The 26,443-nt window shown below is 62.1% G+C and carries 24 protein-coding genes and 1 pseudogene; 18 read left to right on the forward strand and 7 right to left on the reverse strand.

The window, feature by feature from the left end:
• Nucleotides 1-142 precede the first annotated feature (142 nt).
• From ACFWEM_RS27635 to ACFWEM_RS27645, 3 genes are read left to right on the forward strand one after another with little or no spacing between them, the layout of a single operon-like run.
• Nucleotides 143-571 carry a hypothetical protein gene (locus ACFWEM_RS27635; RefSeq protein ID WP_378538957.1) on the forward strand — a complete coding sequence of 143 codons (429 nt, stop codon included), beginning with the start codon at nt 143-145 and terminating at the stop codon, nt 569-571.
• Nucleotides 568-1,146, forward strand: a complete 579-nt coding sequence (locus tag ACFWEM_RS27640) for a hypothetical protein (RefSeq protein WP_378538958.1) — start codon at nt 568-570, stop codon at nt 1,144-1,146. Before ACFWEM_RS27635 ends, ACFWEM_RS27640 begins: the two co-directional genes overlap by 4 nt.
• The gene (locus tag ACFWEM_RS27645) at nt 1,143-2,081 is read left to right on the forward strand and encodes a hypothetical protein (protein ID WP_378538959.1); all 939 of its coding nucleotides are present in this window, start codon (nt 1,143-1,145) and stop codon (nt 2,079-2,081) included. Before ACFWEM_RS27640 ends, ACFWEM_RS27645 begins: the two co-directional genes overlap by 4 nt.
• Before the next feature lie 85 nt (nt 2,082-2,166).
• Here ACFWEM_RS27645 and ACFWEM_RS27650 read toward each other — a convergent pair whose 3' ends face one another.
• The 5 genes and pseudogenes from ACFWEM_RS27650 to ACFWEM_RS27670 all read right to left on the reverse strand — a co-directional run.
• Complete coding sequence (locus tag ACFWEM_RS27650; RefSeq protein WP_378538960.1) at nt 2,167-3,009, reverse strand: class I SAM-dependent methyltransferase; 843 nt, start codon at nt 3,007-3,009, stop codon at nt 2,167-2,169.
• A gap of 124 nt (nt 3,010-3,133) precedes the next feature.
• On the reverse strand, nt 3,134-4,204 hold the full coding sequence (locus ACFWEM_RS27655) for a DUF3068 domain-containing protein (protein WP_378538961.1): 1,071 nt from the start codon (nt 4,202-4,204) through the stop codon (nt 3,134-3,136).
• Nucleotides 4,205-4,309: 105 nt separating this feature from the next.
• Nucleotides 4,310-4,975, reverse strand: coding sequence for a hypothetical protein (locus ACFWEM_RS27660; protein WP_378538962.1), 666 nt, complete (start codon nt 4,973-4,975; stop codon nt 4,310-4,312).
• A gap of 86 nt (nt 4,976-5,061) precedes the next feature.
• Nucleotides 5,062-5,376 carry a hypothetical protein gene (locus ACFWEM_RS27665; protein WP_378539146.1) on the reverse strand — a complete coding sequence of 105 codons (315 nt, stop codon included), beginning with the start codon at nt 5,374-5,376 and terminating at the stop codon, nt 5,062-5,064.
• A 314-nt stretch (nt 5,377-5,690) separates the two neighbouring features.
• A pseudogene (locus ACFWEM_RS27670) lies at nt 5,691-6,110 on the reverse strand (TerD family protein); the annotation flags it as partial.
• Nucleotides 6,111-6,821: 711 nt separating this feature from the next.
• Between ACFWEM_RS27670 and ACFWEM_RS27675 the strand changes: the two are divergent.
• From ACFWEM_RS27675 to ACFWEM_RS27710, 8 genes are all read left to right on the forward strand, one after another.
• On the forward strand, nt 6,822-7,523 hold the full coding sequence (locus ACFWEM_RS27675; RefSeq protein ID WP_378538963.1) for a DUF6884 domain-containing protein: 702 nt from the start codon (nt 6,822-6,824) through the stop codon (nt 7,521-7,523).
• Between the two features lie 87 nt (nt 7,524-7,610).
• Nucleotides 7,611-8,213, forward strand: a complete 603-nt coding sequence (locus ACFWEM_RS27680) for a hypothetical protein (RefSeq protein ID WP_378538964.1) — start codon at nt 7,611-7,613, stop codon at nt 8,211-8,213.
• A 178-nt stretch (nt 8,214-8,391) separates the two neighbouring features.
• On the forward strand, nt 8,392-9,549 hold the full coding sequence (locus tag ACFWEM_RS27685) for a site-specific integrase (RefSeq protein ID WP_378538965.1): 1,158 nt from the start codon (nt 8,392-8,394) through the stop codon (nt 9,547-9,549).
• A 43-nt stretch (nt 9,550-9,592) separates the two neighbouring features.
• Nucleotides 9,593-10,381 (forward strand): hypothetical protein, encoded by a 789-nt coding sequence (locus ACFWEM_RS27690; RefSeq protein WP_378538966.1) that lies wholly within the window; start codon nt 9,593-9,595, stop codon nt 10,379-10,381.
• Nucleotides 10,382-10,415: 34 nt separating this feature from the next.
• Nucleotides 10,416-11,504 carry a hypothetical protein gene (locus ACFWEM_RS27695; RefSeq protein ID WP_378538967.1) on the forward strand — a complete coding sequence of 363 codons (1,089 nt, stop codon included), beginning with the start codon at nt 10,416-10,418 and terminating at the stop codon, nt 11,502-11,504.
• Nucleotides 11,505-11,579: 75 nt separating this feature from the next.
• Complete coding sequence (locus tag ACFWEM_RS27700; protein ID WP_378538968.1) at nt 11,580-13,115, forward strand: hypothetical protein; 1,536 nt, start codon at nt 11,580-11,582, stop codon at nt 13,113-13,115.
• 100 nt (nt 13,116-13,215) lie between these two features.
• The gene (locus ACFWEM_RS27705) at nt 13,216-13,797 is read left to right on the forward strand and encodes a helicase associated domain-containing protein (RefSeq protein ID WP_378538969.1); all 582 of its coding nucleotides are present in this window, start codon (nt 13,216-13,218) and stop codon (nt 13,795-13,797) included.
• An 11-nt stretch (nt 13,798-13,808) separates the two neighbouring features.
• Nucleotides 13,809-14,150 (forward strand): hypothetical protein, encoded by a 342-nt coding sequence (locus tag ACFWEM_RS27710; protein WP_378538970.1) that lies wholly within the window; start codon nt 13,809-13,811, stop codon nt 14,148-14,150.
• A gap of 153 nt (nt 14,151-14,303) precedes the next feature.
• Here ACFWEM_RS27710 and ACFWEM_RS27715 read toward each other — a convergent pair whose 3' ends face one another.
• Both ACFWEM_RS27715 and ACFWEM_RS27720 read right to left on the reverse strand, forming a co-directional pair.
• Complete coding sequence (locus ACFWEM_RS27715; protein WP_378538971.1) at nt 14,304-14,783, reverse strand: hypothetical protein; 480 nt, start codon at nt 14,781-14,783, stop codon at nt 14,304-14,306.
• A gap of 71 nt (nt 14,784-14,854) precedes the next feature.
• Nucleotides 14,855-15,982 (reverse strand): hypothetical protein, encoded by a 1,128-nt coding sequence (locus tag ACFWEM_RS27720; protein WP_378538972.1) that lies wholly within the window; start codon nt 15,980-15,982, stop codon nt 14,855-14,857.
• Between the two features lie 1,621 nt (nt 15,983-17,603).
• On the opposite strand from ACFWEM_RS27720, the gene ACFWEM_RS27725 reads away from it, so the two are divergent.
• From ACFWEM_RS27725 to ACFWEM_RS27755, 7 genes are all read left to right on the forward strand, one after another.
• Entirely contained in the window at nt 17,604-18,179 is a 576-nt protein-coding gene (locus ACFWEM_RS27725) for a hypothetical protein (protein WP_378538973.1), read from the forward strand.
• A 496-nt stretch (nt 18,180-18,675) separates the two neighbouring features.
• Nucleotides 18,676-18,834, forward strand: coding sequence for a hypothetical protein (locus ACFWEM_RS27730; protein WP_378538974.1), 159 nt, complete (start codon nt 18,676-18,678; stop codon nt 18,832-18,834).
• A gap of 2,023 nt (nt 18,835-20,857) precedes the next feature.
• The gene (locus ACFWEM_RS27735; protein WP_378538975.1) at nt 20,858-21,958 is read left to right on the forward strand and encodes a ParA family protein; all 1,101 of its coding nucleotides are present in this window, start codon (nt 20,858-20,860) and stop codon (nt 21,956-21,958) included.
• A 5-nt stretch (nt 21,959-21,963) separates the two neighbouring features.
• Nucleotides 21,964-22,410 carry a hypothetical protein gene (locus tag ACFWEM_RS27740; protein ID WP_378538976.1) on the forward strand — a complete coding sequence of 149 codons (447 nt, stop codon included), beginning with the start codon at nt 21,964-21,966 and terminating at the stop codon, nt 22,408-22,410.
• Nucleotides 22,411-22,735: 325 nt separating this feature from the next.
• The gene (locus ACFWEM_RS27745) at nt 22,736-23,146 is read left to right on the forward strand and encodes a hypothetical protein (protein ID WP_378538977.1); all 411 of its coding nucleotides are present in this window, start codon (nt 22,736-22,738) and stop codon (nt 23,144-23,146) included.
• A gap of 51 nt (nt 23,147-23,197) precedes the next feature.
• Complete coding sequence (locus ACFWEM_RS27750; protein ID WP_378538978.1) at nt 23,198-23,842, forward strand: hypothetical protein; 645 nt, start codon at nt 23,198-23,200, stop codon at nt 23,840-23,842.
• 373 nt (nt 23,843-24,215) lie between these two features.
• Nucleotides 24,216-26,255 carry a tachylectin-related carbohydrate-binding protein gene (locus ACFWEM_RS27755; protein WP_378538979.1) on the forward strand — a complete coding sequence of 680 codons (2,040 nt, stop codon included), beginning with the start codon at nt 24,216-24,218 and terminating at the stop codon, nt 26,253-26,255.
• Nucleotides 26,256-26,443 lie beyond the last annotated feature (188 nt).

The following is a 26,443-nucleotide window of genomic DNA, read 5'->3' on the forward strand; positions in this document are numbered from 1 at the left end:
GCGATTTTTGGCAGAGGTCCAGTCCAGGACTTAGGACCTTGGCCCCGTGCGCACATGCGGGTTTGTCGCGATCCGGGCTTAGACTTGGCGCGCGCCAGCGAGCGACCTACTGGCGGCAAGCAAGAGGAAGAGATCGGAAGTTATGACGACATCACTGACCCTCGCCGACCGCGTCACCAAACTGTTTGTCGCGGCCGAAGCATCGGGACGTACCGACCTCAGCGACAGCGCAGTCGACGCAGTGACCGCGAGTACCGGCCTGAACTTCACTCATGCGGATATGGAGGCACTCAGGGGCGGTGCTGGCGCCGAACCGCCGCGAGAGGTGCTCGATGCGATCGCCACACACTTCGAGGCTCCCCTGAGCTATCTCAGCGGTACCCGTGCGGAGATCGAGAAGTTCGACGTTCAGCTCGAGATGTTTTTCAAACTTGCGGGCACGGACTTCAGCCTGTTGGCTATGCGCTCCAGGCAGGAACAACTGTCTCCCACGGGGGCTGCAGCATTGACATCGCTGATCGAACGAACACACGCTCGATACGGCAAACCAGCCGCCGAGGTTCGCCCGTGACGGTGCTCGACGAAATAGCTCCTAGTCCGCAAGAACTCGCGCGCCGCACACTTGATACGTTGCCGTTCTCTCGCCCGTGGTCGATTGAGACGTTTATCGCCGAGGTTGGGCTGAGCATCGGCCGGTTGATCATCGTCGAAGACCTCCCCCTGGAACTCCATGACGAAGTGACAGGTCTGTGGATACCATCCGACCGACGAGATGTGATTTATGTTCGACGTGACGCCGATGGCGGGTACCGAGAGCACATTATTTGTCACGAAATCGCCCATATCGTCATGGCCCATCAGCGGACGGGCAAAGCCGAATTCAGGGAGTACCTGTCGGCCAACATGCGTCGTGTGGCACCGAGTCTGCCTCCTTACATGATCGACCGACTCGCATTTTCCCAGGTCTGTTTCACGCGGGTTGTTGGCGCTCTGCACCCGGTGGAGGTGGAAGCAGAAGAGTTGGCGCTGCTGATCATGGGTAAAGCCGACGAGATGAGGGCCCCGCTCTACCCCGATGATCTCCCTGACACACAGAAGAACCTGCTTCGGCAGCTCGCCGGGATGATGGGCTGGCAGGTCCGATGACGTTCTACAACACGGCAGCCGCCCTCGTCCCGATACTCCTTTTGCTGTTCGTGGCATTCCGCATCCCAATGTGGAAGGAGAACAGAGACAGCAGGCCCTTGACCAAAGTGCTCTTGGCGCTCGGGTTGGGCCAAGCGGCTCGGATCCCGGTGATCTCCGACGACTACTTTGACGTCTGGCTACACGATCTGACTGGCATCTGGAACATCCCTGACGCCACCGCAGTCCTACTCGGAACATTCGCGTTCTGTTCCATCATCGAAGCCGTCGCCACCGTGGCCCGCCCTCTGACCTTCAACCGCAGACGGCATCAGTGGATCACCGCGCTGATGGTCGCGATTGCTGGCGCCGGCTTCCTACTCTCCCCGGCCACCGACACCCCGACAAACTTCGTCTCCCGCGATTTCGTGCCCACCGGACCACTGCTCATGTATTGGGGCGCCTACCTCGGAACACTGACGTTCGCCTTGGCCTACGCGCTCTACTACCTAGTCGGACTTCTCCGCGAAAGTCGCGTGCGCACCGGACCCCTCGGCCGCATCGTTGCCGTCCTGACCGCCGCATGCACACTGGGATTTCTGTACGGCATGAACAAGTTGCTCTACCTGACACTCCAGGCGGCCGACGTCCACAACTGGTACACCGCCCACGCCCAATCCATCACATTGGTACTCGTCCTAGGACCGATGATCATTGCCGGATACTCGCTCCTAGTGTTCGCAACAGCGATACTCCCGGACCGTATCCGGCGCTACAACGCGATTCGCCAGTACAGCGCGGAGTACGAAAAGGTCCTCCTGTCCGGCACTCATCTGCTACTCCCCCGTGATGCCGCCACGTACAGCACCCGCCGAGCAGCGTGGAGCGGCAGCCGCACCCCGATCGCGACGCACCGGATGATGGTCGTCCTCTCGGACGCCGCAACGAGCCGCTGACCTTAGCGCAGCCATATACAAAAGGAACGTGCTGTGCCCGAAATGATTCGGGCACAGCACGTTCCTCGTTTTGCAGGCTCGAAGGCTACAGATCCGAACGTACGGCGTGAACCAGCCAGGTGACCGGGCCGAAAGTTTCCTCGTCATAGGGAACTTCGCGGCCGAGCTTGGCCCCAAATTCCTTGATCGTCGTCTGGTCCTCGAGATCCCAGCCGCGCTCGCTCACCCACTGCTTCGGGTCCGCCACGTGCGACTTGAAACCGAAACCGGCAGCATCGGCCATCCCAGAGAGATCCTTGGTCTGCTCCTCCGCGATCATGCCGGGAGCAAAGGAAACGAACAGCAACTCGGATCCGGCGGCGGAGACAGCAGACAACGCGTCGAGAAGGTGATCGTTCTGATCATCGGTCAGATACATCAAGATCCCCTCCAACACCCAGACTGTGGGCGCTTCAGGGTCGAAACCGGATGCCGTCAGCTTCGGCACCCAATCTTCGGTCAGATCAGCGGAAACCACAGACCGAGGGCCACTCGACTGTGCGGCAGCCTGCTCGAGTACCGGTTCCTTGAAGGCGAACACCGTCGGCAGATCGATCTCGAAGAAGGAAACATCGCCAGGCAAGTTCAAACGGAAAGCGCGAGTATCGAGTCCAGCGGCCGGGAGAACAATCTGACGAACTCCCCTGGACACGGCCGCGCTGACACGCTCATCCAGGTAGCGGGTTCGCACCGCGACGGATTCGTACACACGATTGGTGATGACGTGTTCGAGCTTCGCCTGTCCTACTGGAAGTCCCGACGCGTCCACGAGTGCCGGCGACAACGGATCGTTGAACAGCGCGTCATCGCGGGTGGATTCGAGTGCTCGGAAATGTGCAATCAGGACGGACGTTGCAGACACGTCCCCAGTTGCGTTGAATGCGCTCATTGAAATGGTCCTGAGCCTTTCATTGTGGTGGCGGGGCCATACGGCAGCGGACGAAGTCTACGGAACGAGTTACCGCGTGCGTGGCTCCTGCCGAACGGTGTTGCGTGGATGACACCAGCAGACTTCAGCGAACCAGACTGGCATCACGGCCGGTATCAGAAATCTCTCCCCGTACTTCCGCCTGCGCATCGTCACGCCGATCTGGATCCTTGGATCCTTCTCGACCGGAACGCCACAACAAGACAAAGCCGCCAACGAGTGCAAGCGCACCGGCAATACCCAACCCGATCGGCGCGTACTGCGTGCCCCAGACGATGAGCCGCTTGTAACGGACCGCCTGAGCGAGCTGCTCCGCCCGCGTCTGTTCGTCGAGCGAAGGCGTCATCTCCACGATGGTGACCGACTCGCGGTCCTCAGCAGTTCGGGCGTAATACTGCCGCGCGTACTGCTTACCGGCAACAATCGCACCGGTGACTGGCTCTACCCAGAGATCACGTTGAGCGGTATAGAAGCGGTGCATCAACACCTGCTCCTCCGGGTCGCCAGCGAGCCCCCAATTCGCCGCCGGCAGTGTGAGCTTGCCTCCGGTGTCCATCGGCTCTATCTTGTGCGAGAAGTGATAGACCTCAGTTCCATCGATCTCGGTCGACTCCACGAATTCGATGGGATAAGTCTCGCGTGCGAGCGTGTCGAAGTACGGGTACGCCTGCCGCTGGACGTCGAACGGAAACTTGAAATTCACGCCCTCCGGATGAACTTCATCGCCAGGTCGGTCCGAATACCTCTGGACCGTCGCCGGCGGCTCCGCAACAGGCATCGCCGTCGATCGGTCAACCGTCACGCGGAACACCATCGCACTGACGACGCCGGCGTCGCCGCTGCGATCATCTCGCGAGACCTTCTGCGTCGACTGAATTGTCACGACGTCGGCGTCGGAAGGCTCCTCCGCCGTGACGTACTGCTGAACAGTGACCGGTACACCCGAATTGATGACCAACTCGCCGCGATCGATGGCCGACATATCCAACAGAGTCGCCGAGCTGTCAGTCGAAACCGTCGGTGCTTTGATCGTCAGCGGCGTCTTCATCAACGCCGGTGCTGCATACGTGGGGATCATGACTGCCGCTGCGAGCATCCCTGCACCCAGCCCGATCAATCCCAGCGTTCCAGCCCTCTTGATCCCCTGACTTGCCACGAACCCTCCGACTTTCCGATCACTCCCCGACCGGTCACATGCCAGGACGACCCCAACACTCTGCTCGGGCCCAAGGAAGGCTATCGAAGATCTGATCCGCGGGCCTCACTCCTGCGATCGAAGCACATCTGAAGAGCCGTGCGATTTGGCGGCAACCCTCACCAGAAGTGGGCGCCTCTTGTACGTGAGTGGAAGTGTCCCGCGGTCAGTCCACGTGGAGATACTGACGAATCCGAATTGCCGATAGTGTTTGTCGAGCGTCGTTGATGCGGCCGTTGCAAACAGATTGACGCCGTGGGCGTTTGCCAGGATCCCCAGCGGATAGACGTGTGCGGCAACTACATCGGTCGTGGGCATTTTGAACGGATCTTTGTGGAAATCGTCAACCATCCACTGGCCGGACAGTGCGCCTTTGGTGATGCGATGGAATCGCACCGCGACTGAATACTCGTTGTCATACACGACATGTCCCCGTTGGAGGGACCATGCAACAGTCCACGCCACGAAGCAAAAAGGGATACCGAGGGCTATCACCGTGGTCAAGAAAGAGGCCGCCACTTGCCATCCGGAGGCCCACCCGACCAAAACCGCGAAGCCAAGACAGGACAAAACAGTCGCGGCGTAAACGAGAGTAAACACACGCTTGCGTTTCTCAAATGGCGAGATGAACCGTCCACGCATTATCGCGGCGAAGTACTTGAATGAGTGGCGTATCCGCAGATGCATCGGAACCGCGAGCTTCTCTAATTCAGTCTCAAAGTTTGTGTCCATCCGTACGCCGGATCTCCCCTCATGACCTCTGGTGTCGGCGTCGTCGAGCGTACTGGGACATCACGGTTCGTGAGAACGGCTGCTACCTAACCTGCGAGGTGTCGATCTCTCAGTGCTAGTGCCTTCTCTCTGCGGGCGAGCAGTTTCGTGTGGGTGGCGCCCACCCAATTCTCCCGGTCTCCGGCATGGGCGAGCCAGCGGTCAATGACGTCAACTTCCCCCGCGTAGTCCCCGAGTTTCCGCAAAACGATCGCCGCGTTTTCTGTCCATCCCGGTGGGGTTTCCCGCACCACCACGTCCTCGATCCGCCAACCGAGCAGTGCCGCACGGGCTTCGGCATTGGCGCGTTCCTGGGCTTGGGTGCGTTCGGTGGCGTCGAGAATTTCGACAAGGACGACCAAGGCTTCTTAAGGTGGCCTTCGCGTTTGAGCCGTGCAATCTCGTCGGTCCACTTCACGAAATGTGTACCCCGCACTAAGCCTTGCTCGTACTCCGACGCATGCAATTGCTCATATGCGTTCATCGGGAGGCGGGCGCGCTGTTTTCTGAATGCTGCTTCGCCGGAACCCATTGGCTCTCCGGCCATCTCAGGGGGAACTATGATGGTCGTGGACAGGGGCGAATCCTCTGATTGCTGTTCGTCGACGACGATCCCGTAGGACTTGATCAGATCAGCGACACCGTTTGTCCATCCCTGAGAGACTGCCCGAATCTTCCATGCACTGTTACGTCGGTAGACCTCGAGCAGGACTACGCAACGCTCCTCGGTCATTCCAGTCACCGTATGGCTGGCAACCACTCCCCCGCTCGCGGTCATGGTCACCGTTCCAGCGTCGTGGGAGGCGAATGTTCCCGGCGCGTCGGCATCCAGCGCGGCGGCGACGATGATCGTCTGCACGTTTGCCGGGATCGAATCGAGGCGTAGTTGGATCGCCGGTCCGTCCAGCGTCACGCCGCCGCACGCAGAAGTCGGTTGGTTGAAGTACACGACGTTGCGGTCTGAGTCTGTGGTCCCGGCCGCATTGAGCAATACGGAGAACAGGTCAACTCCGTTCATGGCGGCTGGGAAGTCAACGGCGATGCGGATGCGGGCATCAGCCAGTTCGATGTTTGCGCCCTTACTCAACTCGGTCATCTATGCATCTTCTCGCGGACTCGGCACGATCCTCGAATGGATGGTGCTCTGGAGCGCGAGTAGCTCTCTCACCTGGTGATTCACCGTTGTCTCTCAAGCTGAGGGGCGTCGAGAGTTGCGCGAAACCTGGTCGCTAGGCGCTGGTCGAACAGGACCTGACCTGCGGAAACCTAGTCTCCCTTGGACTCGGTTCGTGGTCGCTTTACCCATCGTTCGGATAACCATCTCTAATAAACATTAGAGCCATCATTAGCCCGTGCGCCTGCGACTTAGAGGAATGGTGAAACCGGCGTGTTTTTGACGCTCCAGCCGCCGATTTCGGCCGAAATCGACCCCGTGTTTCCGTGTGAAAACGGGCGGTGAAGCGGTAAGTGGACCAGATCGAGCACAAGTGGCGGCGGTGCTCGTTGCGGGAGCGACTCCACCAACCGGGTCATTGCGTCACATGACGAAAAGAGGATCTTGACGAGCTGAGTCGCCGCGGTGTGAAACACCCGGACCAGCCCGGATGCACCATCTCGGCAGGACATGGGCAAGCAGCTCAACGTCCACTCGCCGAGCAGTGAAGGACTCGAAGTGTCGCCCTACTCCCCCACCTACCGATACGACGCCTCAGACATGACTTCGCCCGAGCCCGGCCGAGGCCTCGTCATGAAAGTTGGCCTAGTGGTCTCTCGCCCTGGCATCGGTCCACGAACGGGAGGTCGCTACATGGGAATCCCCCGCGCGATCGGACACCTGCACACCCGGCTCTTCCGACCCTACGACGACGTCGAAATGACCCTTCCCAATACCGACCTGCACCTATGGACGACACCATTCGAAACTGCCGCATTCCGCGCAGGCCAGGTCGACAACCTCGCCGCGCGTGAAGGGTGGCACTGGATGCGATGGACCATCGCAGATCACGTTGCCTACGACCTCCAACGCGACGCATCCTCCCCCTCCTCGATCACCCCAATCCGAGAAAAGACCCACGACGATCCCCTGGTGATCATCCCCTGCGGTGCCAGTAAGGCCCCGTATGCCCGACCCGCAGGCAACCTTTACACCGGCGGATATCACCGAATGACGCAGCGAGCGGCGAAAGCCCTCACCACCAACGCCAACATCCGGATCATCAGCGCATTCCACGGTCTTCTGAATCTGGAGCAGGTCATCGACCCGTACGAGCTGCGTCTCGGCCAGCCCGGCTCGATTACCGCAGATTGCTTGATCGCCCAAGCTGACACCCAAGGGCTACTCGGTCATCCAGACGTCGTCATCCTTGGCGGGCGGAACTACTCCCGCCTCGCCCAATTCGTGTGGCCCGACGCTCGTACCCCACTTGCCGGCACCCGCGGAATCGGCGAACAGCAGCACCGACTCGCCCGCATCGCGGCCGGCGAGTCGCCGGAGTCCGTCTCGGTATGAGGTCAGCAACGCAGTGGCAGCAGCTGTAAACAGCTCGGAGAACCAGCGTGGTCCAATACCCCGACGTCATACAGGGAGAAGATCACAATGAAGGCTCGTCAACTGGCATGCACGTCCCTGCTCGTAGCTGGACTCGCCGCGGGATGCTCACCGAGCGAGACAGCTCCCGCCCACACTGCGCCGGGAGCCGGAAGCCTCGCTGCGGAGAGAACATCCGCAGACGGCAGTGCCAGCGACAGTGCGGACTGGCCCAGACGCCAGATTGCCGAGACCATGCCTCACACCATGTGCCGGTCGCTCGACACAAGCGACCCTCAGACAGCGCCCGAGCACATCATCTGGTTGCCACCGACGGGACGCGACCTCGTTCTTGTCCGTAACCAGGCACTCGAGGACAACGACAGTCTCCTTCAAACACTGCGCTCTGCAGGTCAACAGTCAGCCTTCACAGCTGCAAGCCTGTGGAATGCTCCCAACTTCACCTACGGCACACCCAGCACCGTCGTCAGCGACACGGGCGACCGTCAAATAGCCCTGGAGCAAGTACATACTCCGTGCACGTCGATCGCTCCCGCCGAGACGGGCGCATTGGGGATCGGTGAATGCCTGATCGCCACTATCACTCAACAGGGGACGGTCACAGTGGACCGCAGCGCCCGCAACTACTCACAGGGCTGCGGCCTGCACTGATGTGATGCCGCCGAGGCTCATCCTGCCAGCTCCGAACTGCGAAAGGGTAGGGAATGGGAGTCCGCTCCCCACCCAACGTCTCAACCACGACGACACACGAGCGCCCACAGCGAGCTGACGACAGGCGATGTCACACCAACTCGCTACTGTCATCACAGAAGAGAGGTCAGGTGATCAAGTGACGGAGATCGTGCTCAACGACGCGACGAATCTTCCCGTCCCTGCCCAATCCGAACCTCCAGTCCTCTCCCCGGATGCAGAAGCACGGATCCTTGCGGCACTTGAACAACGTCACGCTCCGTCAACCGCTCTCAACTATCGAAACGACTGGACCAAGTTCACCGAGTGGTGCAGTATCCGCGGGCACGTATCAATGCCGGCACACCCGCATACTGTGGCGGACTTCCTCACTGAACATGCAGCTCTGCGCACCGAAACGGGCGATCGTGCCTACGCCACCAGTTCACTAACGCGCTGGGTCGCCTCGATCAACTATTGGCACCGAGCGTGTGCCCGCCCCGCCCCAGGACACTCCCAGGTAGTCAAAGACACGCTCTCTGGGCTACGCCGAACATATGCCGCAGCAGGTGAGCGGCCCACCAAACGGGCAGCACCACTCGATCTCTCGGAAGTCACACACATAGTCACTGCCATGCGAGACGGCGGAACCACCTGGCAGACACGGCTCAGGGAACGGCGGGACAGTCTCCTGATCCTGCTCGGCTTCCTCGGGGCGTTCCGCCGATCGGAGCTGTCCGCCCTGGACCTTCAAGACATCGAATGCCACCCCACAGACGGTCTTCACCTGCGAGTTCGTAGATCGAAGTCCGACCAGTTCGGCGAGGGCATGGTGAAAGCCGCACCCGTCGCTGTCGGACATGCGATGTGCCCACCGTGCCTGTATCGGCGCTGGCTCGAGGTGCTCCTCGCTCATGAAGCTGATGGTCGCCCCGGAGTCATTCGAGTCCTACGTTCACCGGTCCCCTTCACCGCACACGTGTGCCACACACCGGTGCCGACGATCCCGAATCCATCGGCACCGGTGTTCCGTCCCATCCGAGTGAACGGGAACATCGGAGAGACAGCGCTATCAGGGCCAGCCATCCACGCTGCAATTCGGCGAGCGGCACGAGACGGGGGTCTGTCCCCCACCAAGGTCTCGAAGCTCGGAGGGCACTCTCTCCGCGCCGGCTTCGTCACCCAGGCGTTCCGCAACGGCGCGCAAGCGCACGAAATCATGCGCCAGACCGGCCATTCGAATCCGGCAACCCTCGAAATCTACGCACGTGAGCACAACCCCCTCACCGGCAACGCCGTCACGGGCTTCGACCTGTAGCGACACCACGGTCAGCATTGTGGGCCCTGGGTAGCCTTTGCCAATGACTGACAGCCCCACCGTGCGGACCGAGCGCCCTTCCTCACGAGTTTCACGTTCAGTAACCGCAGGTGATGTGGTGATTTTGAGCGTCATCACCGTCGTGTTCCTTGCGATGGCCTTCCTGGGAGCTGCAGTTCTGTGGAACGAACTCAATCCGAGTAGGTGGACCGCAGGAGGCTGGGCGGCCGTGGGGGCGTGGGTAGCGGGTATCGCGACGTTTAGTGCCGTGTTTGTCGCTCTGACTGACTCCGCCAAAGCGCGAAATCGGGCATGGCAATCGATCAATGCAGCTGAGGCCCGTGCCGAGCAGGCATTGTGGGCGGCAAGACGGGACCGTGAGATCGCAGCACTCGCCGAAATCCGTTTGCCAGTTCGAGCTATGTGCATGAGATTGACCCAGATTGAGCTGCACCTTGAGTGGTTCAACGATACCGACGGATACTTCACACAGGACCCTCCGCCTGGCATCTCCGAGCACGCAGCGAAAATGTTGGAAGAGCTGACTGAATTCATGGCGATCTACCAGCTCAATGCCTACGGAACAGTGGAAGCCGCATCAATGATCGTCACTGTTCCCTCGGTGAAGGCCATCGTGGACGACATGTACGAGGAGCTCAACCAACTAGATGACCTGATCAGCGACTGGAGAACCATCGTTGGTGCGCAAGGCGCCCCGGACCTGTCCAAGGCAAAGGTCAGTCGAGCGGCAATCTTCTTGGGCCAACTGGACGAGGTGCGCAAACGGATCGATGATGCATACCCGATCCTCCTCCCGACGTCCGCGACGTGACCTCGATGGCGAGCCCTGATGCGACGATGGGCCAATGACCGCCTCGCATCCGAGTTCGCCGGCACCGCCCAGCGCGGTTGCGAAGGCGTACCGATATGACTGGCAACTGTTCGCAGACTGGTGCCAAGCCGCCGAACTGCGCGCACTACCCGCCGACCCCGTCACGATCGCGCTCTACCTCGACGAAAATCCCGCGACCACCAACACTCACCGCGTGAGATTGACTGCCATCAACTCAGTCCACCAACGCACTGGGTACCCGGCACCTGGCACCGCTCGCGCGCTCCGGGATCGGCTTACCCGTCGCACTCGACCGCGCCCAGATCTACGCGATCAAGCACGCGACGTGATCGCGCACCTGCCAACCACAGGATGGCCAGGTGGACTCTTCGGTCGACGTGACGCGCTTCTGCTGGTGCTGTCCTGCTACCTGCACCTCTCCCCCACAGAAATCGGCCGGCTCCGCCGCAGCGACATCATCTTCACCGGGCCCGAAATCCACGTTCGAGGTGGACACGACATCACCGTCCCCGCAGACCTCGAAGACCCCCGCGCGGGCACCGCACCGGTTTACCTACGGTGGGCCCGATTGCAGGCGTTCAACGACCGACACCCGACGAACCGGATGGTCGCCGAGTCGCTACTCGCGGCCACACCAGTCACGGACAACACCATCATCGGCACCCAACCGCTCCCCCGAATACGGTTCGACGGCCCACTCCTGCCCGCATTCGACCGATGGGGACACGAACCACTCGGACGCAGCGGACTGTCCCGCCACGCCGTCACCTCCATCGCTTCCGCGCACCTATCAGGCAATGCCCGCCATCGACCCGACCGCACAGTGCGCCATTTCGACGATGGATGGACAGATGTCGTCGAAGACGTCGCGACCGCCGCCTACAGTGACCCCACCGACAAGGACGAATCAACGTCCCAGTTCGTCGACTACACCGCCGACGAACTCGCCGCCAAGTACGACGCAGGCATCGCCGCGCGGAGAGCCGGCGCGGAGTCTATGGCAGAACTCGACGACGCATTCGACGACCTCGACAGCCGAACCGCCGAACTCCTCGCCCGCACAGAAGCGCTGTTGGCCCGCGAAGATGCGCCGTCCTCGTGACTGAATGAACGCTTAACGTGGCCTCGCCAGCGCTCCAACAGAGTGTCCGGGCAGAGCGGTCCCTAGAATCGGTCGATGGTCAGCTCCGATTCAGTGTCTGTCACTCTTCCCGGCGAACTGTACGGCGGCCAAATCAATGCGCTATTCGAGCGGATGGGTCTCGACGCTCGCCACGGGGCAGAGGCCGGTGCATGGGAGCTGAGAGACTCGGTTGCCCGCCGGCCATGGGCAGAACGCGCCCTCGTCGAGGCCAAAACACTGGCTGCGCCGTGGTTTCGGGACGACAGGTTCGACCTCCTTACCCCTCCATCGGATGAAATTCATCCCGCGATGTCGCGGGATGAACTTCAGGAGGGACACCGAACGATCGACGCTCGGCTCAATTCGGGATCGCTCGCACCCTTCTTGTACAAGATCCAGCTCGACATTCTCGCCGCCGCGGACGCCGACCTCATCGACGCGTCCCGAACATGCCATGAGAAATTGACGAAACTCGGCTTCTCAGACGTTCAGGAAGCAGTTTTTCCATGTGTTACCGCACACTGGCTGTCGATCGATAACCGTTTGTACGCGCGATCCAAGCTCCCAGCCATCGTCATGAGATTCGAGCACGATCCAGTTTTGCTCGACCAACTCCGCCGGGGCGGGGCCGACGAACTGACCGAGCGCTCTGTGTTCGCCTCCAGCGAGGCGCTGGCAGGACCAGGACTTCTCACCGACACCTACGCCGGTCCGTTGCTGGCCTGTCGCGCACCCGATGTGTGGGCTGTCCACGGCCAGCGACTGGGGAGCACGGTCATCTTCAGTTTCGGTACCGCCATCAATGGCGTCGCACCCATCCCCGTGGAGCCGTTGCAGCTTCTTCCACGGGACGCGCCGATTCAGTGGCCAGAACAGCGTGCAGCTGTCGCGGAACGGGCTTGCGCAGAAGCAGTGGACTGGTGGGCAATGAGACTCAACCAGATGTTCACCTACCTCAGCGATCCCACCTCTTACCGCGATGCCAACGACTGCTACCTGCCGTATCACCACCAGAATTGGATGATGAACGCCGAGGAACTCTTCAACCGGGTGACGTCGAGTCTGCTGTCTTGGCGTGACCAGTACGGGGCCCGAATCCTGACCTTCAGCGCGCTGGATCTGGTCAGCGAAGCGTTCCTCGGCGGAGACATGGGGGCACTGTGTGATCCCGCTCGCGCGCGGAAATCGCTCGGCGAAGTCAAGGAAGCGATGCCCGCATCCGTCGCTGGTGTTCTCCTCCCGAACGTCGAAGCAGCTGTCAGCTCACTTTCGAATGTTGCCGACGGATTCTTCATAAAAGAGCACCGAAACACCGAAACGGTCGACTTCGTCAAATCCGACGGCCAGGTCGAGTCCCTGACTCCGGACAAGGCGATCGCTGCTGTCCTACGGGCACGTCGTAATGCGACGCACGGCTTTGGGGGCAAGTCCGGCGAGCCGCGCGTGACACGGATACTCGCTCAGCACGATGGGAAACTCCCCCCGGAACTCGTGTACCTGCCCTTTCTGTATCTGCTCAGTGTGCTGTGCAATCCTGACCGGATTCGCCAGCGAATCGAACGCCAGTGCCGCGCCGTCAATCGGGCGTGACGACCGATCACCACCCGGGGCCGGCGCTGCGGGCGCTCGGTCCGCGAGGTCTGCAGCTGACAGAAACAGTTGGAGAACCCCCCACATAACGTTCCGGAGTATGAGGAATGACGAGCGGTTCAATGCCGGAATTGCTCATTTGCGCGCCTACGTCAACGAGCATGGCCACGGACGCGTCCCCCGCACATTCGTTACCGCCGAGGGATTCCGCCTCGGCCGATGGGTAGCGGTCAAACGCCTCGCAATCAGGAACAACAGCCCCGCGATGACCGAGCAACGAATCGCGGCCCTCAACGCATCCGGTTTCGTTCTCCACCCACGGCGTGGAGTTCAAGGGCCCACCGCCCTCCATCAAGAACAGTGGAACGACGGGATCACACACCTACGTACCTATATCGCCGAACACGGTGACGCAGACGTACCGCGCCGCTACGTCAGTCCAGATGGATATCAACTCGGCATGTGGGTGCAGACCCGCCGCAAACAGGCGCACACGGGCCGGCTGACCGATTCTGCACGGATCGAAGAGCTCAACCAGCTCGGTTTCGTCTGGACGTCGCAGCGGCGCGGAGGGTTCGGCATCACTACACCGCCGTCCCGAAAACGGACTGAAACACAGGATGGGACGGCAGGAAAGGTTGATGGCACCACGGACACCGACCCCAAGGAGTCATCCCGATGACCATCCACCGCATGACCATCAACTCCGGCGAGTTCCGGCTGACACCTGCATGGCCCGTAGCTCCTGCGGTGCGAGATCTCGCCGAATTGGGGTGGCTGGGCCGGGGCGACGGAAGTGAATGGCCACCCGTCAACGCCGCCTTCGAGAACCTCTGGCTGTTCGACGCTTGGCGGATCACCACGGATCCGGAGACAGTCGCCGCGTTGTCGTACCGAACGATCACAGGGCTCAACTGGGACACCGCGACGACCGAAACCCAGCAGAGTTGGCAGACCGCCGAACAAGCCCAACGAGCACTCATCATCCGTCTGCCGCACTGGCGCACCGCGCTGGAGATCGAGCGCGCAGCGTAATCACAGAACCTCGCCGCCGGGTTCCCCCGATCCGGTGGCGCGCCGCGGTTCCCTCTTCCCTCCCCCGAGTGGGAACCGCACCGGCAGCCTCTCCGCTAGGCTGCCGAAGTCGACCCGGCACTCACCCCCCCCGAGTGTCGGGTCGACGCAGCTCTACCTGTTCGAGACGGGACTACACAGCGCGCCGATACGACTGACAATGCGCCCGGTCCGCGGCGCGATCCAGGCGGGTAACAGCCCCCTTGCCGACGCTTGAAGGAGTTGGCCACTGCCGGAAGGCCACTGAACAGATCCGTGTACCGCCAAGTGCTTCTGAACCGTTTCGGCGACATGCACGGTCACCGCCGGCTGATCGTCGAGGGCGACATGAAGCCACCCCGAGTCCATTGCTGTGGAGTCATACCGGCCTCGCGCTACCCACCCCACTCGCCACGAACGAGCCGAACCCTCACCCTTCACCTGGACTGTCCACATCATCTGATCGACGTCGATCTCTCCACCGTCCTGCGCACACCGAAGATCTCGACCGACAGACCGACATGCCACTGCAACCGCCGCCGGCACCCCATCCGGGATGTCGTCCGCGAGCAGCAGGAACTGCCAGCCCGAAGGCACCGAGTCATCCACAGTCACCACGAGGAACCTCCAGAAGAGCAGTCGACACCAGAAGCCAAGTCTCAACCAAACGCCCCGCCGAGAAACGATCAGGTCATCGAACGCAACCGCGCCATCGTCGTCGGGCGCATCAGCCAATCCTCGAAATCCAGCGACGGCGACTCCTCCATCCAGATCGACCGCCACACCTTCCACTGCCGATACGACGACCGGATCGACGGCACGAGCACGCGTTGCGACAAGGCATATCGAACGCCCTCATCGGACCCTTCGATCGCCCGCACCACCATGGGACGGCCCTTCACCGACCAATCCGGAACGCGCCCAGATTCGAGATAGCCGAGCTCCTGAAGTAACCCGTCCTCCCACCCGTTCGAACCGCGACGGCCTTGCAACTGAACCAACACATCCGGCGTCACCTGCCAAAGCACCTGCGCGATGTGACCCCCCTCGATCGCCATCTTGTAGCCCCGCAACACCGACAGCATCCGCCACCGCTCCTTCATCGCGATCTCCACCTCGACCGCCACCATCCGGCCACCCACGATCGCCATGAAGTCCGGCCAGTGCACCTCCCCCTTCGTCCCAGCAGGAATTCCCCACCACCGAACCCGGCCCACTCCATCAACTGTCGGCCGCACTATCGGCCCCCCGGATTCCCCAGAGCCGTCCACCGCCACCCCGGACAACAACGCGAATGCCTCGGCCGCCCGGCCACCGTCCTCCGCCCGCTCAACCGCACGCATCTGCCGCTCCGAGATCACCGGGACACTGCGGGCGTGCATCCGCAACGCAGCCTCCGCGACCAACAACCGATGAAGCATCCGCTCATCGCTCGGTGCGATCGCACGCAAGTCCGGATGCCCCAACGCCCGCACCGCCGACATGCCTGCCGCCGTCGGATAGATCAACGTCCCCGCCCACTTCAGGTTGTCGTTGCGATCCAACAACCCAGCCTCAGCCATGTACTGAACACGCTTCCTCGCGGTCTCCCACACACCCCCATAGAAGTGCTGCGTCGCATGCCTCAACGTGACCGCACCGAACCTGCCCGCGAAATCGAGCAGCTCCTCATCCGCCGGCGTCCGCTTCCACCCGTGCCTACGCGCCGTTCCCGCACCGGCCCCCTGATTCGCCGACCGAGCCGCAGCCGCCCGCCGCTTCCTCGTCAACACAACCCGATCGAAACCCACCCCGCCACCGACCAATTCCGGCACCAGACACCCACCTTCCACACATCGACTGCACTGAACAGCGCGCCACCCGGCCAAGCCCAGCAAGCGCCCCACCAGAACCCCCACCGCGTGGGGAACTGCAACACGACCCAACCACCAGGGTTCTCCAGCTGAAACACCCGAGAAAAGCCCCCACCCACACCACCCCGACCGCGCCGACTCACCTCCACCCCCGGGTGTTGCGGGACTTCCGCGACTCGTGCCTCGTGCGGGTGTCCCGCTTCCCGGGTGGGTGTCGGTGCCGGCGCTCTGCGCGGGGGTCACCCCTTGGGCGGCCTTTGTGTGAACCACTCCGGTTCCTCGCTCGCTCGGAACCTGCGTTGTTCACGGGCCGCCCGGGGTGAGGACCCCCTTCGCAGTGCGCCGGTTTGGTGGTGGTTGCGTCGGGTTGTTGGGCTGGGGTGCGGCTCCGCCGCTGGAGTTGTGTGGCTGGTTTGGGGCTCCCGATGCGGTCGCCCTGGGGTCGGCTTCGGGTTGCCCTTCGGGTTTCCCCTGTGCCGGGTGCGTTGGTTCTGCCGGCCGCCGGTGTGGGTGTTGTGGTGGCGGCTGGTGGCGGGTCATCCGTTTTTGGGCTGCCTCTGGGTGACGGTGGGTCCCCTGGTGTCGGCTTCGGGTTTCCCTCGTTGTTGGCCACCGCTTGGCTGTCACCGGACTCGGGTCTGAGCGGAGCGATCCCCGTGCTGTTTTTGGGAAACCTGGTGTGTGGCGTGACGCGGTGGGGTTCAGCGCGGTGCGGCGGCGTCTCCTCGGAGGAGCCCTCGGGTTTCCCTGCGGTCGACCGGGCCACGGACCTGACTGTCACCCGGCTCGGGTCTGAGCGGAGCGGACCCCCAGCCGGGTGAGTGGTCACACGTGGATGTGCCGCCTCTCGACAACCCCACTCGGATGGGACGGCGCGTTCGGGGATCGCCCTGCAGCCACCCGGCACAGGGGTTGGCTCCGGTCGACCCGCGGCCGGCGACGGCCAACCACGCGGTCCACCCCCTCAGCGCGAGCGGCCACACACACCGGACCCGTCGACAAACCCGCCAGGCCACCCCCGACCCCGCACCCCACCGCCACCCGACCCCGGGTCTCAGCGGAGCGGACCCCCAGGCCGGTGAGTGGTCACACGTGGATGTGCCGCCTCTCGACAACCCCACCCGGCCGGACGGCGCGATCGGAGATCGCCCTGCAGCACCAGCTGCCACACCCCCAACGCGCTCACCGCAACCCGGCAACACCAACCCCCCACCACCCCGACACAGCCGGGGCCACCCCCCGGCAACACACCCAACCGCCGGCGAACCCAACCCACAGGCGTGGGTGGAGGCGGGCCCTCGGTCGACCCTCCAGGTCGACCGCCCGGGCGCTACCGCGCCCGGGCCGGGCCCACCACCACCCACGACGACGCAACACAACAACCCGACGCAACCACTGCCAAGGGCCACCCCAAGCCACCCCAGGACAACCGCAGCCAACCCCGGGTCACCCCGCGGAGCGTGGGTGTTTTTGCGCGCGGCGCGTGGGCGAGGGTGCGGCGGATGCGGTTCGGGAGCCCGTCGGGCGTGTATATGTGTGATGTACATATACATTTCTGACGGTTGTTGGGGAGGAGCTGTCCGTGGTTGCTGAGACGGCGGTGGAGCAGGCTCGTGCGGTCGAAGTGTTGCGTGGGGCGTTCGCCCGTGAGGTCGATGCGCGTGGTCGGCTGGCCGGCGCGGTGGCGGCCTCGGGTGAGGCGTTGACGATCGCGCGGGACCTGGAGGTTCCGTGGCGGCAGTGTCAGCTCGCGATGGGTGGCTTGAACCGCGCGGCGGCAAACGCTCGATGGCGGGCGGCGCGAGGTCGAACTGGTGACGTGGCGAAGGATGCGATGACCGTCGACGATTCTGTGCTGTCCGGGTTGGCGCAACGGTGGGGTGGGCCGCGGCCGCTGCGAGAACTGCAGGCACTGGAGGTCGCCGCGGAATGCGGTGCGCGTCTCGCCGCCGACGCCGAGCGGGCGGCGTGCGCGAGCGAACCGGGACGGCGTGACTATGAGATCGAGGACTTGGCTGCCCGCGTCGAGGAGGAAGCGGCGGATTCCGGTCGGCTGGCATTGGTTCGGGCGGCGCGGGATCGGGAGGTCTCGACGTTGGAGGCATGGCGGGTGGTTGCCACGGCCGCGGAGTCTTACCGACCCCTGTGGCGCCAGTGAGGGCGTTTCGAGGCGGCGCGCCGGACGTCGTTTTCCACGGTGACCGGTGAACTTTCCACGTAGGGTGGTGCCGTCTACGCCGCCCCCCGTGGTGGTAGCGGAAGTCCGATTCGATCGCCGCCCCTGCATTGCAGGGACGTGCTGATTGTGGGGCGGAACGCGCGAGTGCCCTGGTGGTCGCTTGTCGCGCAGCGTGGACGCGAGTGGGGTCGGTCCTTCCAGTGAGGGCCGACCCCACTCGTGTCTGGGAACGGCGGTGTCTCCCCTGCCGGTTCAGGTCTCCCCGGGAGACCGCTGTCCGACTCTGCATCTCGGCTGCCTCCGATCCCCCGACAGGTCGCGACGTCGTCACGCGAAGTTCGTCCGAAACGAGGGCGCCCGGTGACGGATCGGCCGGCGGCGCCCGGATCGGCCGAGTGAACTCGCTGTCCGCTCGCGCAGGCTTGGTCGACTCACCTGCCTTCGTTGGTTCGCCGAGAACCACCGAAGGCGAGTGGTGACCGCGCCCACCAGTCCCCTGGCGTGGGGTCAAGCGGCGTACAGCGGCGACTCCCCCGCTGCGGCGTTGCGCGACGCGGGTTCGCGCTCTGTGGGCCCAGGCTCGCCGCCTCCCGGATTCGTGAGCGGCCGTGTGGTCGCCGACGGGTTGGCCTGATGGTGCCTCGTGGTTGCGTGCCGCCCCAAAATGGAGGGTCGCCCTGAGCGCCACGTAGAGCGTTTTGTGGCCAACTCCCCACCTGGGCCGGTTTCGTCGCTCTGTGGGGCAGTCAGGCGGCAAAACGGGGCAGTGCAGTTCGACTTCTCCCCGCCAATTCCGACGGCGAGCGGGACTGGACCGCTCCGCCGCTGAGGCGACAGGCCTCGATCTCAGCTCCGGGAGCGGCTCCGCGGGCCCGACGGACGCCTGAGCCCGGTTTCGGCCGCCAGCGAGCCGCACGGCGGCCAATTCGGCACATCCCCAATCGGGCGGCCCGACCGGATCCCGCGGGGATCCACCCCAGCCGGGGCAGCCGGCGGTGAATCCACCGGACCGAACCGCTCCCTCGTGGCGCTGACTGCCGGCCTCCCCCATCACCCGCAATACCCGTGAATTGCACACGTCCCGTGACTTACGGGAGTTCCCGTCGAGTGGAAGCGCGCCAACTGACGCGATACCCGCAGCTCCCGCAAATCGCACGGCTTGGTGAATACGCGCAATACCCGTGAAATGCATAAGACACAGAGAATCCGTGTAATCGGGGGTAGCCGGGTATTCAACGAAACGCGTGATGCACACAGTTCATGTGGATGACCCATATTCGGGTAGTTGCGGGTTACCTACAAGGCACTTGATCGCCACTGAACCCGGACTATGCGTATTGCACGCAGTGCATGGGTGTTTCGCCGATCACGTGAATACCGCGTCTCACGCGTCTCGCGTGTGTGGTGGCACATCCACCACACACGGAAAATGCACTTCTCCCCCATCCAGCACGGCTCCCATGAAATCCGCGTGTTGCGCATCTCCCAGGGTCAACGCAAAGTCCGTCGAACCTGTGAGTGACGCGTCAGGCCCAATACCCGGCCCTCACGCAGCAACCGTGACATCCGCGATACCTGGATTCGGCGCAACATCCCCATCACCCGCCACTCCCCCACTCGCACGACCCACGCGTCACCAGTTGAACATGTGACACCCACTGAACCCGGACTACCCGTCGTCTGTGGATATCACGGGTAATACAGGTAACGCGTGATGCCTGCACCCCGCGCTAAAGCAGGGTATTCACCTATGCGTACAAGAAGCGGGATATGTGGGCTCCCTGTGCAATCGCCATATTCCGCACTTCATGTGGTTGGCGGGATATGCATGGGATCTGGGAAATCTGCGATACGTGTAAATCCAGTGCGCGCCGGGAAGAACGCGAATTGTGGGTATCACGCAAATGGCGTAATCCACGCCCACCATGGATAACGCAGGCAATGTGGAGTGTGCGAGATCAGTGCTGATCCCATCAATTGCGGGTATGGCGGATAACCCACGTCTAGTGCCAATGCGGTGTAATCCACTACATACGTGATTCCCAGGTATCACTAGCAACGGGGGATACGAAGGAAATCTGCAATTCAATGGATACGCATGTAACACGCGCACTTCTGGTGTTGCGGGTGACCCTCAACACCATTGAGTCACGTTGACACCGGGTATCACGCATCTTGCGGATGACACGTGATCGACTGGATATCCGCGCATCACAGGTTCAATGCTTTTCATGGGATCAGTGGCAAACGCGGGCTTTGCAGGTATCGCACGATTGCTGGGGTTGACGGGTATTGCAGATATCGCGTGCGACACGCCGAAGGGGCGTCACACGGACTACCGGGAATATCTGGGTATCACGGAACATCCACGACCTGCGTGAATCCTGTGCACTGGGGGAGTGGTGGATTCGACGTGTTCGGCGTGTGACGCGTCAATGCCATGGGACCCGGAATCTGGGGGATACCCTTTGTTCGCACGTATCCCAGGAGTCACAGGTGTCACGCGCTACCACCTGCACCCGTGAAGTCCGGATGTCGTGGAGAACCCACACCATACGGTTCTCGCACCATCACAGAACAACCACCAGAACAGGATCAGCGATGCAGCGATCTCCCGTACAGACTTCGGTCCGCGGCGCCAGTGGGGGAGGGGTCCGATGACTCTCACCCGCGAAGAGGCCTCAGCCGCCCTCGACAAGACCTGCGCCATGACCTCCCAGAAGGGAGGCGTCACGAAGACGACCACCACCGCCCAGTACGCAGCATTCCTGGCGAGCCTCGGCCTGAAAGTGCTCGTCGTCGACGCCGACCCCAGCCGCGGTATGACCATGCTGACGGGCACGTCGCCGACTGCGGAAAGCCCGTACTCGATCGCCGACCTGATCAAGCACAACACTGACGCAGACATTTGCGCCCGCTGTGTACATCAGGCTGCGCCGGCCTGGCAGCCCGACTCCACGCGGCCGTGGCGAGCAGGTGGCGCTCTCGTCGAAGGCGGCGGCATCTGGGTAATCCCCTCGACGGGCAGCGCGCTCAAGGAGATCACCGACGAAAAGCCTGCCGCAGCCCATCTGCGAATGTGGAAGGGCCTGCACGAATCGGGAGTGTCCGCCGACTTCGACGCGGTACTCATCGACTGCCCGCCGTCGTCAGGTTCGACCACCGAGCTGGCGATTCTCTCGTCGGGCTGGACCATCTTTCCCGCGCACCCCGAAATGCTCGGCACTGTTGGCTTCGCCGACGGTGTCCGTGCTGTCCAGGCGTTCGCTGAGGCGTGGCGTCATCCGCTGGCCGTGGCCGGCGTCGTGCTGACCAAGGTCAACCGCACGAACGAACACAAGGTAGGGCAGACCGAAACCATCGGCTGGGTATCAGGAATTTGGCCGGACTCTGGTTTCCCCGACGACGATCCACGTGCGGCGTTCGCCTCAGGCGTATGGACGCCCGCCATCACCGAAGCTGCGTTTGTACCGGCCGCGAACGGTCGAGGCGAATCGGTGGCCAGCGCACTGCCGAGCTTGTACACCGCAGTGGGGGATCCGAAGGTCGGATCGGAAAACCAATTCCGACTCGTGTCTGCATATATGCGTCACGCGTTGAACTTGCTGGCGCTGCTGGCGCCAACACGATATGAGGACACCGTCGCTCAGCTGCAGAAGGAAGAGATGCCTTCTGTGATGCGAGAGGTGCTGTTCGAGTCGCCACTGAAGTTCGTTCCGGAGGCAGAAGCCGTCTCCGCTGTTGAGGGAGTCCGCTGATGGCTATGAATTCGAACCGACCCAGCCGTTTCGGTGAAAGCTCGGCGCCGTCGCCGGCATCGGTAGCGGCGAAAACTGTGACAGCGGACGTCGAGCCGCAAGCGCCGACCCTGGCGCCTGTACCGGAGCCAGAGGAGACATCAGCACCGGTCAAGAAGTCGGCCCCGGCGAAGAAGACTGCGCGTAAGGCGAGCACGCCCGACCTCGAAGTGCTGCGCAAGAGTGTCGAATGGACGAGCGAAGTCGAGGCAATGTTCCAGGACGGCGCCGACGATTGGTACAGCGATCGTTCCAAGCGTGAACGCAAGCGTCGACTCGGTCGCCGCCCGTCCGACAACAAGCTGATCACCGCACTTGTACTTCTCGGCCTCGAAGCAATTAACGAGAACGACAAGTACAACGAACGGCTCGAAGAGCTGTTGCCGGCAGACGGTCGCCGCCGCACCAGCTAGCTTCAAGTCGAAAGCCTATGTATCCCCGGGATGACGTCAGTCTCCCGGGATACTGCTGTCCTAGGAGGATGTTGTCCCCGAAGTGGTCTCTGAACTGCACGAATGGGTGACTCCGAGGTCAGGTCGGAACGAATGCCCCAATTGAACAAGTGCCAGCTCACCGCCGAAGCGGCCTCACCTGCCATTGCAGCGCGGGACGTGAAACAGCGGAGATGGGTGGTGGCATCGTGATCGACACAGACGCAGGTTCGGCGCTGCACACATCAGCAGAGCTGGTGGTGGGTATTGATCCGCGCCCATACAGGCGCGGCACGAAGGGGAAACGATGGACCGGAACAGCAGCGACAACAGCAACAGGGGAGAGTTGGCACCGGAGGCCGGCGGTCTCGATCGCGCTCGGCACGTTTCACCAGTTTCAGCGGCCGACGTCGAGAAACTCATCTCGCGCATCTCCCAGTACGACTATGCGACCAGCAGCAAACTCAGCCATCTGCGCCGATTGGACCGGAGTTCTCTTCAACCCGAACTCGTCGAGAAACTCGACGAGCGCAAGAAGGTTGGCATCACCGACTCCTGGGAGTGGGCGCCGGGGATCGGTTGGGGGACTGCGCTGTTCTTCGCCATTACGTCAGTGATCTCCCTGCTGAGCGCCATCGTGATGGTTGTCGTTGTCGCGGCGAACAGCGACGTGAGTTCGATCGCGTTGGCAGTGCCGTTCATTCTTCCGGCGGGGTAGGCGATCGCCAGCTATGCAAGTGGCCGGCGTGCAGCAGCACACCCGCTCCACGTGACAAAGGACCAACGCAGAGCGATTGACGACGCAAACAAGACAACAGGATTCAAGGCAGAAGCACGAAAGCTGCCCCGCGACGCCGAAAAGATCGCCTACGTTGCAGACCGAATCATCACCGACATCCGCAAGAGCGCAGCGTGGAAATCTCCACTGCTCGACGAACACCGCATCCGGCTGGACCTCGATCGGGAAGGCTTCGAGATCACCAAGAGCGCGGCACTACTGGACAAGCAACAACTCTCGGCCGCCATCGACCCTGACGTTCTCGCGGACGAAGGCCCCGACGCCGAACGTCTCCGCCAGGCAGTCGAGCGCAGCACAGGGCTGATCGACGAAATGCGGGGGAGCCTTGTGAACCGCGTTGCCGCACTGCTGGCTTACCGCGAGGAACTCACACCGCTAGACCGACTGATCAAGCAGATGAAAGCCCTCGACCAGCTCGAAGAGCAGCAAGAAGGCCTCCACCAGGCGTACACCGAAATCACGCTCAACGAGCTCGCCACGTCCGACACTCAAAGAAGGGCCGACGAACTCACCGCACTGAGAGCGAACCTGACCGCCCAGATCGAATTCGTTCGCGCGAACGTCATCCACAGCCCAGCGCTCGGTTCTGGACTCGCACTGATCGAGGAGCACTAACTGTTGCGGGTCATCGGGCTGATGACAGGAGCTGAACCGATGAGCGGTCGACTCGGCTGTGTGCGGCAGATGTGGGGGGTGGTCGTGTCAGTCGAGGTAGTGGAGTAGGAAGCTGCTGAGGCGGCGGGTGGGCGGTGCTTCGGTTGTGGCGCCCCAGGCGAGTGTGACGTCTCGGCGGTATCGGGACCCGATCAGTGGCAGTTCGGTCAGACCCGGGGGTATTCGTTCGTCGTGTGGGAGCCGCGCGATCCCGAGGCCGATGGGTCGCGTCTGATCTTCAGATGGAATCTGTCACGATTCACAGGATCCGTCTCGCGCACTCGGTAACCGTCCCGCGGCTATCGACGCACAGTATTTACCAACCAGTCGCAACGTGGCAGCATTGATGATGGAGGTGGTCGGCGCGCAGTCTCGCGTCGACGCAACGTCACGGGCGCTGTTCCGCGCCAAGGGATTTCCCCTGCGAGATTGCCATCCAGGGACGGACGGGTTGTTCGTGCAGGCGCGCAGACCCGCGAAGGCACCTCCATGTCTCCTGGTTTCGATTTCGTCCGGGATTCGGAAATGGAGCTTTGCGATGCCACCGCCGGTTGAATCAGAGGAGTACCAGACGATAGCGACCGTCGTCGAGGTCTATCCGTATGTCAAAGCAGCATACGAAGCAATAAAATTCATGTACGAGTTCGGCCGTCCCACGACCACTGAAAAAGCGATCGCTGAACTACAAGCGGAAATTCAACGAATCAACGTCCTGCTCGACGATCTGCAGGATCAGCTAAGTGTGCTGGTTGAGCGTTTGGCGAAAGCCGAGAACGAATCGAGAGTGAGGGCGATTGAAGACATTCGGCGCGCGCTAGGCGTGATCCTTGAGCAGCTTCAAATTGACCCGCACGATCGAGCCTTCGCAGCCAAGGCTGTTATTGATGCGAGTTCTCGCGCGGACCAGCTGATCACAGACCGCGGGCTTTGGTTGTGGACGGACACGAAGTTGGTCCCGGACGCAGATGGGCAGGGCAAGCATGTCGTGCCGATGGAACCCGATTTCAAGACCAGTGTGGCCTTGCCTGTGTATGCAATGGCTATCGCTGTGTGGGGCATAGCAATAGTCCTTGAAGCAGCTGCGACGCCTGGGGACACTCGCCCGAAGTACAAAGACCATTTATGGCGGCACGTCGACGCAATAGAAGTACGAAGGGGATGGAAGCAAGGACTCGACAAGCCGCAGAGTCTAATGGAGGAAGTTCGCTCGCGAATTTGGGCTGAAGAGTTCTCGGAATCGAAGTACCCGAAGGACGGGCTGTGCAAATTCGACGTGGTTGGCGTCGACCGAATCGATCTCCGAAGGTGGGTTCTCGGATCGGTCGAAAACGACGGCTACCAGCCGAACGAATTGTGCACACTGAGCAATCTAGATTTATGGATCACGGAAGCACAGGACAGCAATCCGAGCGTCCAGCTTCTCGACGCACTCAGTACGACATTGAGGTGCTTGGCCGCATCTGCGCAGTTCCCGATATCCAATCCGACTTACGGAGTGTTCGGCGCGCAAGCGACAGGTAGCGATGTATATACCGTCGCGCCCGGGGGAGCTCTCGTATTTCATCGGCAACTCTTGCCGCCGGGTAATCCGGAAGCACCGCAGTGGCAATATTCGACGGTTGTTGGCGAGGGTTGGAATGTCGGCAGGATCGTGCCCGGCGGCGGCGCGACCATTTATTCACTCAAGCCTGACGGGTTCATCTACAGGTTCCGCCATACTGGCTCTGAGGTGGACCCGCCGACGGCGGACTGGGAAAATCCGTGGGGCGCTGCAGTAGGAGACCCCGGTCAGGAACCAGGACAAATCTGGGGACCAACAGAGAGTCGTCTGGATTACGTTAGGGGCCGTGCCAAGATCTTCGGGGGCGGTGAGGGTGTTCTGTATGCCATTGCCCGGAACTTCCCTTTCATGATTGACGGAAGCACGAACTGGTTGCGGGGTGGTGACCTCACCTGGAAACGCCACCCAGGCTATTTCGATGGAAAAGGAACCTTCACGGCCGAGCGGAGAATAGACCGGGGGTGGGGAAAGTTTAGGGATGTTTTTTCCGTCGGTGGAGGCATCATCTATGGCCTGATGGGTGACGGCCAGCTGTATTGGCACAAACATGTGGGGTTTGCGACAGGGGAAGACAACTGGGAAGGGCCGAAGGTCGTGGGTGCAGGATGGGCTGTCTTTTCATCCATATTCGGCGGGGAAAATGGGGTCGTTTACGGTGTCCGCCCAGACGGTGCAGTTCTCGTTTATCGACACATTGACCACATGACCGGCGGAACCAAGTGGGAGGGCCCATATGAGATGAGCGAAAAATGGGCTGACAAGCTGCTGTGCTTCTCCTCCCTACCTGGAGCGTCATCACGGGATCCAAAATAGGTCCGAGCGGGATACAACTCGACCGCTGCGGTTCTTGGTAAGAGCCCCTGACGGAGGTGTGGGGTAGGCGTCCGGGCCGGAATTCATCTGCTTCAGGCAACCCCGGCGCAGGCAACTCTTGATGACAGCACCCTCAGGTGTGCAGGTGGTCCAGAGCTTCGGCACACCGCTTGAGCAGAGGTAGGACA

The sequence above is a fragment of the Rhodococcus sp. NPDC060176 genome, assembly GCF_042728675.1.
In the GTDB taxonomy this organism is placed as follows: domain Bacteria; phylum Actinomycetota; class Actinomycetes; order Mycobacteriales; family Mycobacteriaceae; genus Rhodococcus_F.

Coding starts and splice junctions, on each gene's coding strand:
- ACFWEM_RS27635 (WP_378538957.1), top strand. CDS start 143: ATGACGACATCACTGACCCTCGCCGACCGCGTCACCAAACTGTTTGTC.
- ACFWEM_RS27645 (WP_378538959.1), top strand. CDS start 1,143: ATGACGTTCTACAACACGGCAGCCGCCCTCGTCCCGATACTCCTTTTG.
- ACFWEM_RS27650 (WP_378538960.1), bottom strand. CDS start 3,009: ATGAGCGCATTCAACGCAACTGGGGACGTGTCTGCAACGTCCGTCCTG.
- ACFWEM_RS27660 (WP_378538962.1), bottom strand. CDS start 4,975: ATGGACACAAACTTTGAGACTGAATTAGAGAAGCTCGCGGTTCCGATG.
- ACFWEM_RS27675 (WP_378538963.1), top strand. CDS start 6,822: ATGGGAATCCCCCGCGCGATCGGACACCTGCACACCCGGCTCTTCCGA.
- ACFWEM_RS27680 (WP_378538964.1), top strand. CDS start 7,611: ATGAAGGCTCGTCAACTGGCATGCACGTCCCTGCTCGTAGCTGGACTC.
- ACFWEM_RS27690 (WP_378538966.1), top strand. CDS start 9,593: ATGACTGACAGCCCCACCGTGCGGACCGAGCGCCCTTCCTCACGAGTT.
- ACFWEM_RS27695 (WP_378538967.1), top strand. CDS start 10,416: ATGACCGCCTCGCATCCGAGTTCGCCGGCACCGCCCAGCGCGGTTGCG.
- ACFWEM_RS27700 (WP_378538968.1), top strand. CDS start 11,580: ATGGTCAGCTCCGATTCAGTGTCTGTCACTCTTCCCGGCGAACTGTAC.
- ACFWEM_RS27705 (WP_378538969.1), top strand. CDS start 13,216: ATGAGGAATGACGAGCGGTTCAATGCCGGAATTGCTCATTTGCGCGCC.
- ACFWEM_RS27710 (WP_378538970.1), top strand. CDS start 13,809: ATGACCATCAACTCCGGCGAGTTCCGGCTGACACCTGCATGGCCCGTA.
- ACFWEM_RS27735 (WP_378538975.1), top strand. CDS start 20,858: ATGACTCTCACCCGCGAAGAGGCCTCAGCCGCCCTCGACAAGACCTGC.
- ACFWEM_RS27740 (WP_378538976.1), top strand. CDS start 21,964: ATGAATTCGAACCGACCCAGCCGTTTCGGTGAAAGCTCGGCGCCGTCG.
- ACFWEM_RS27745 (WP_378538977.1), top strand. CDS start 22,736: ATGGACCGGAACAGCAGCGACAACAGCAACAGGGGAGAGTTGGCACCG.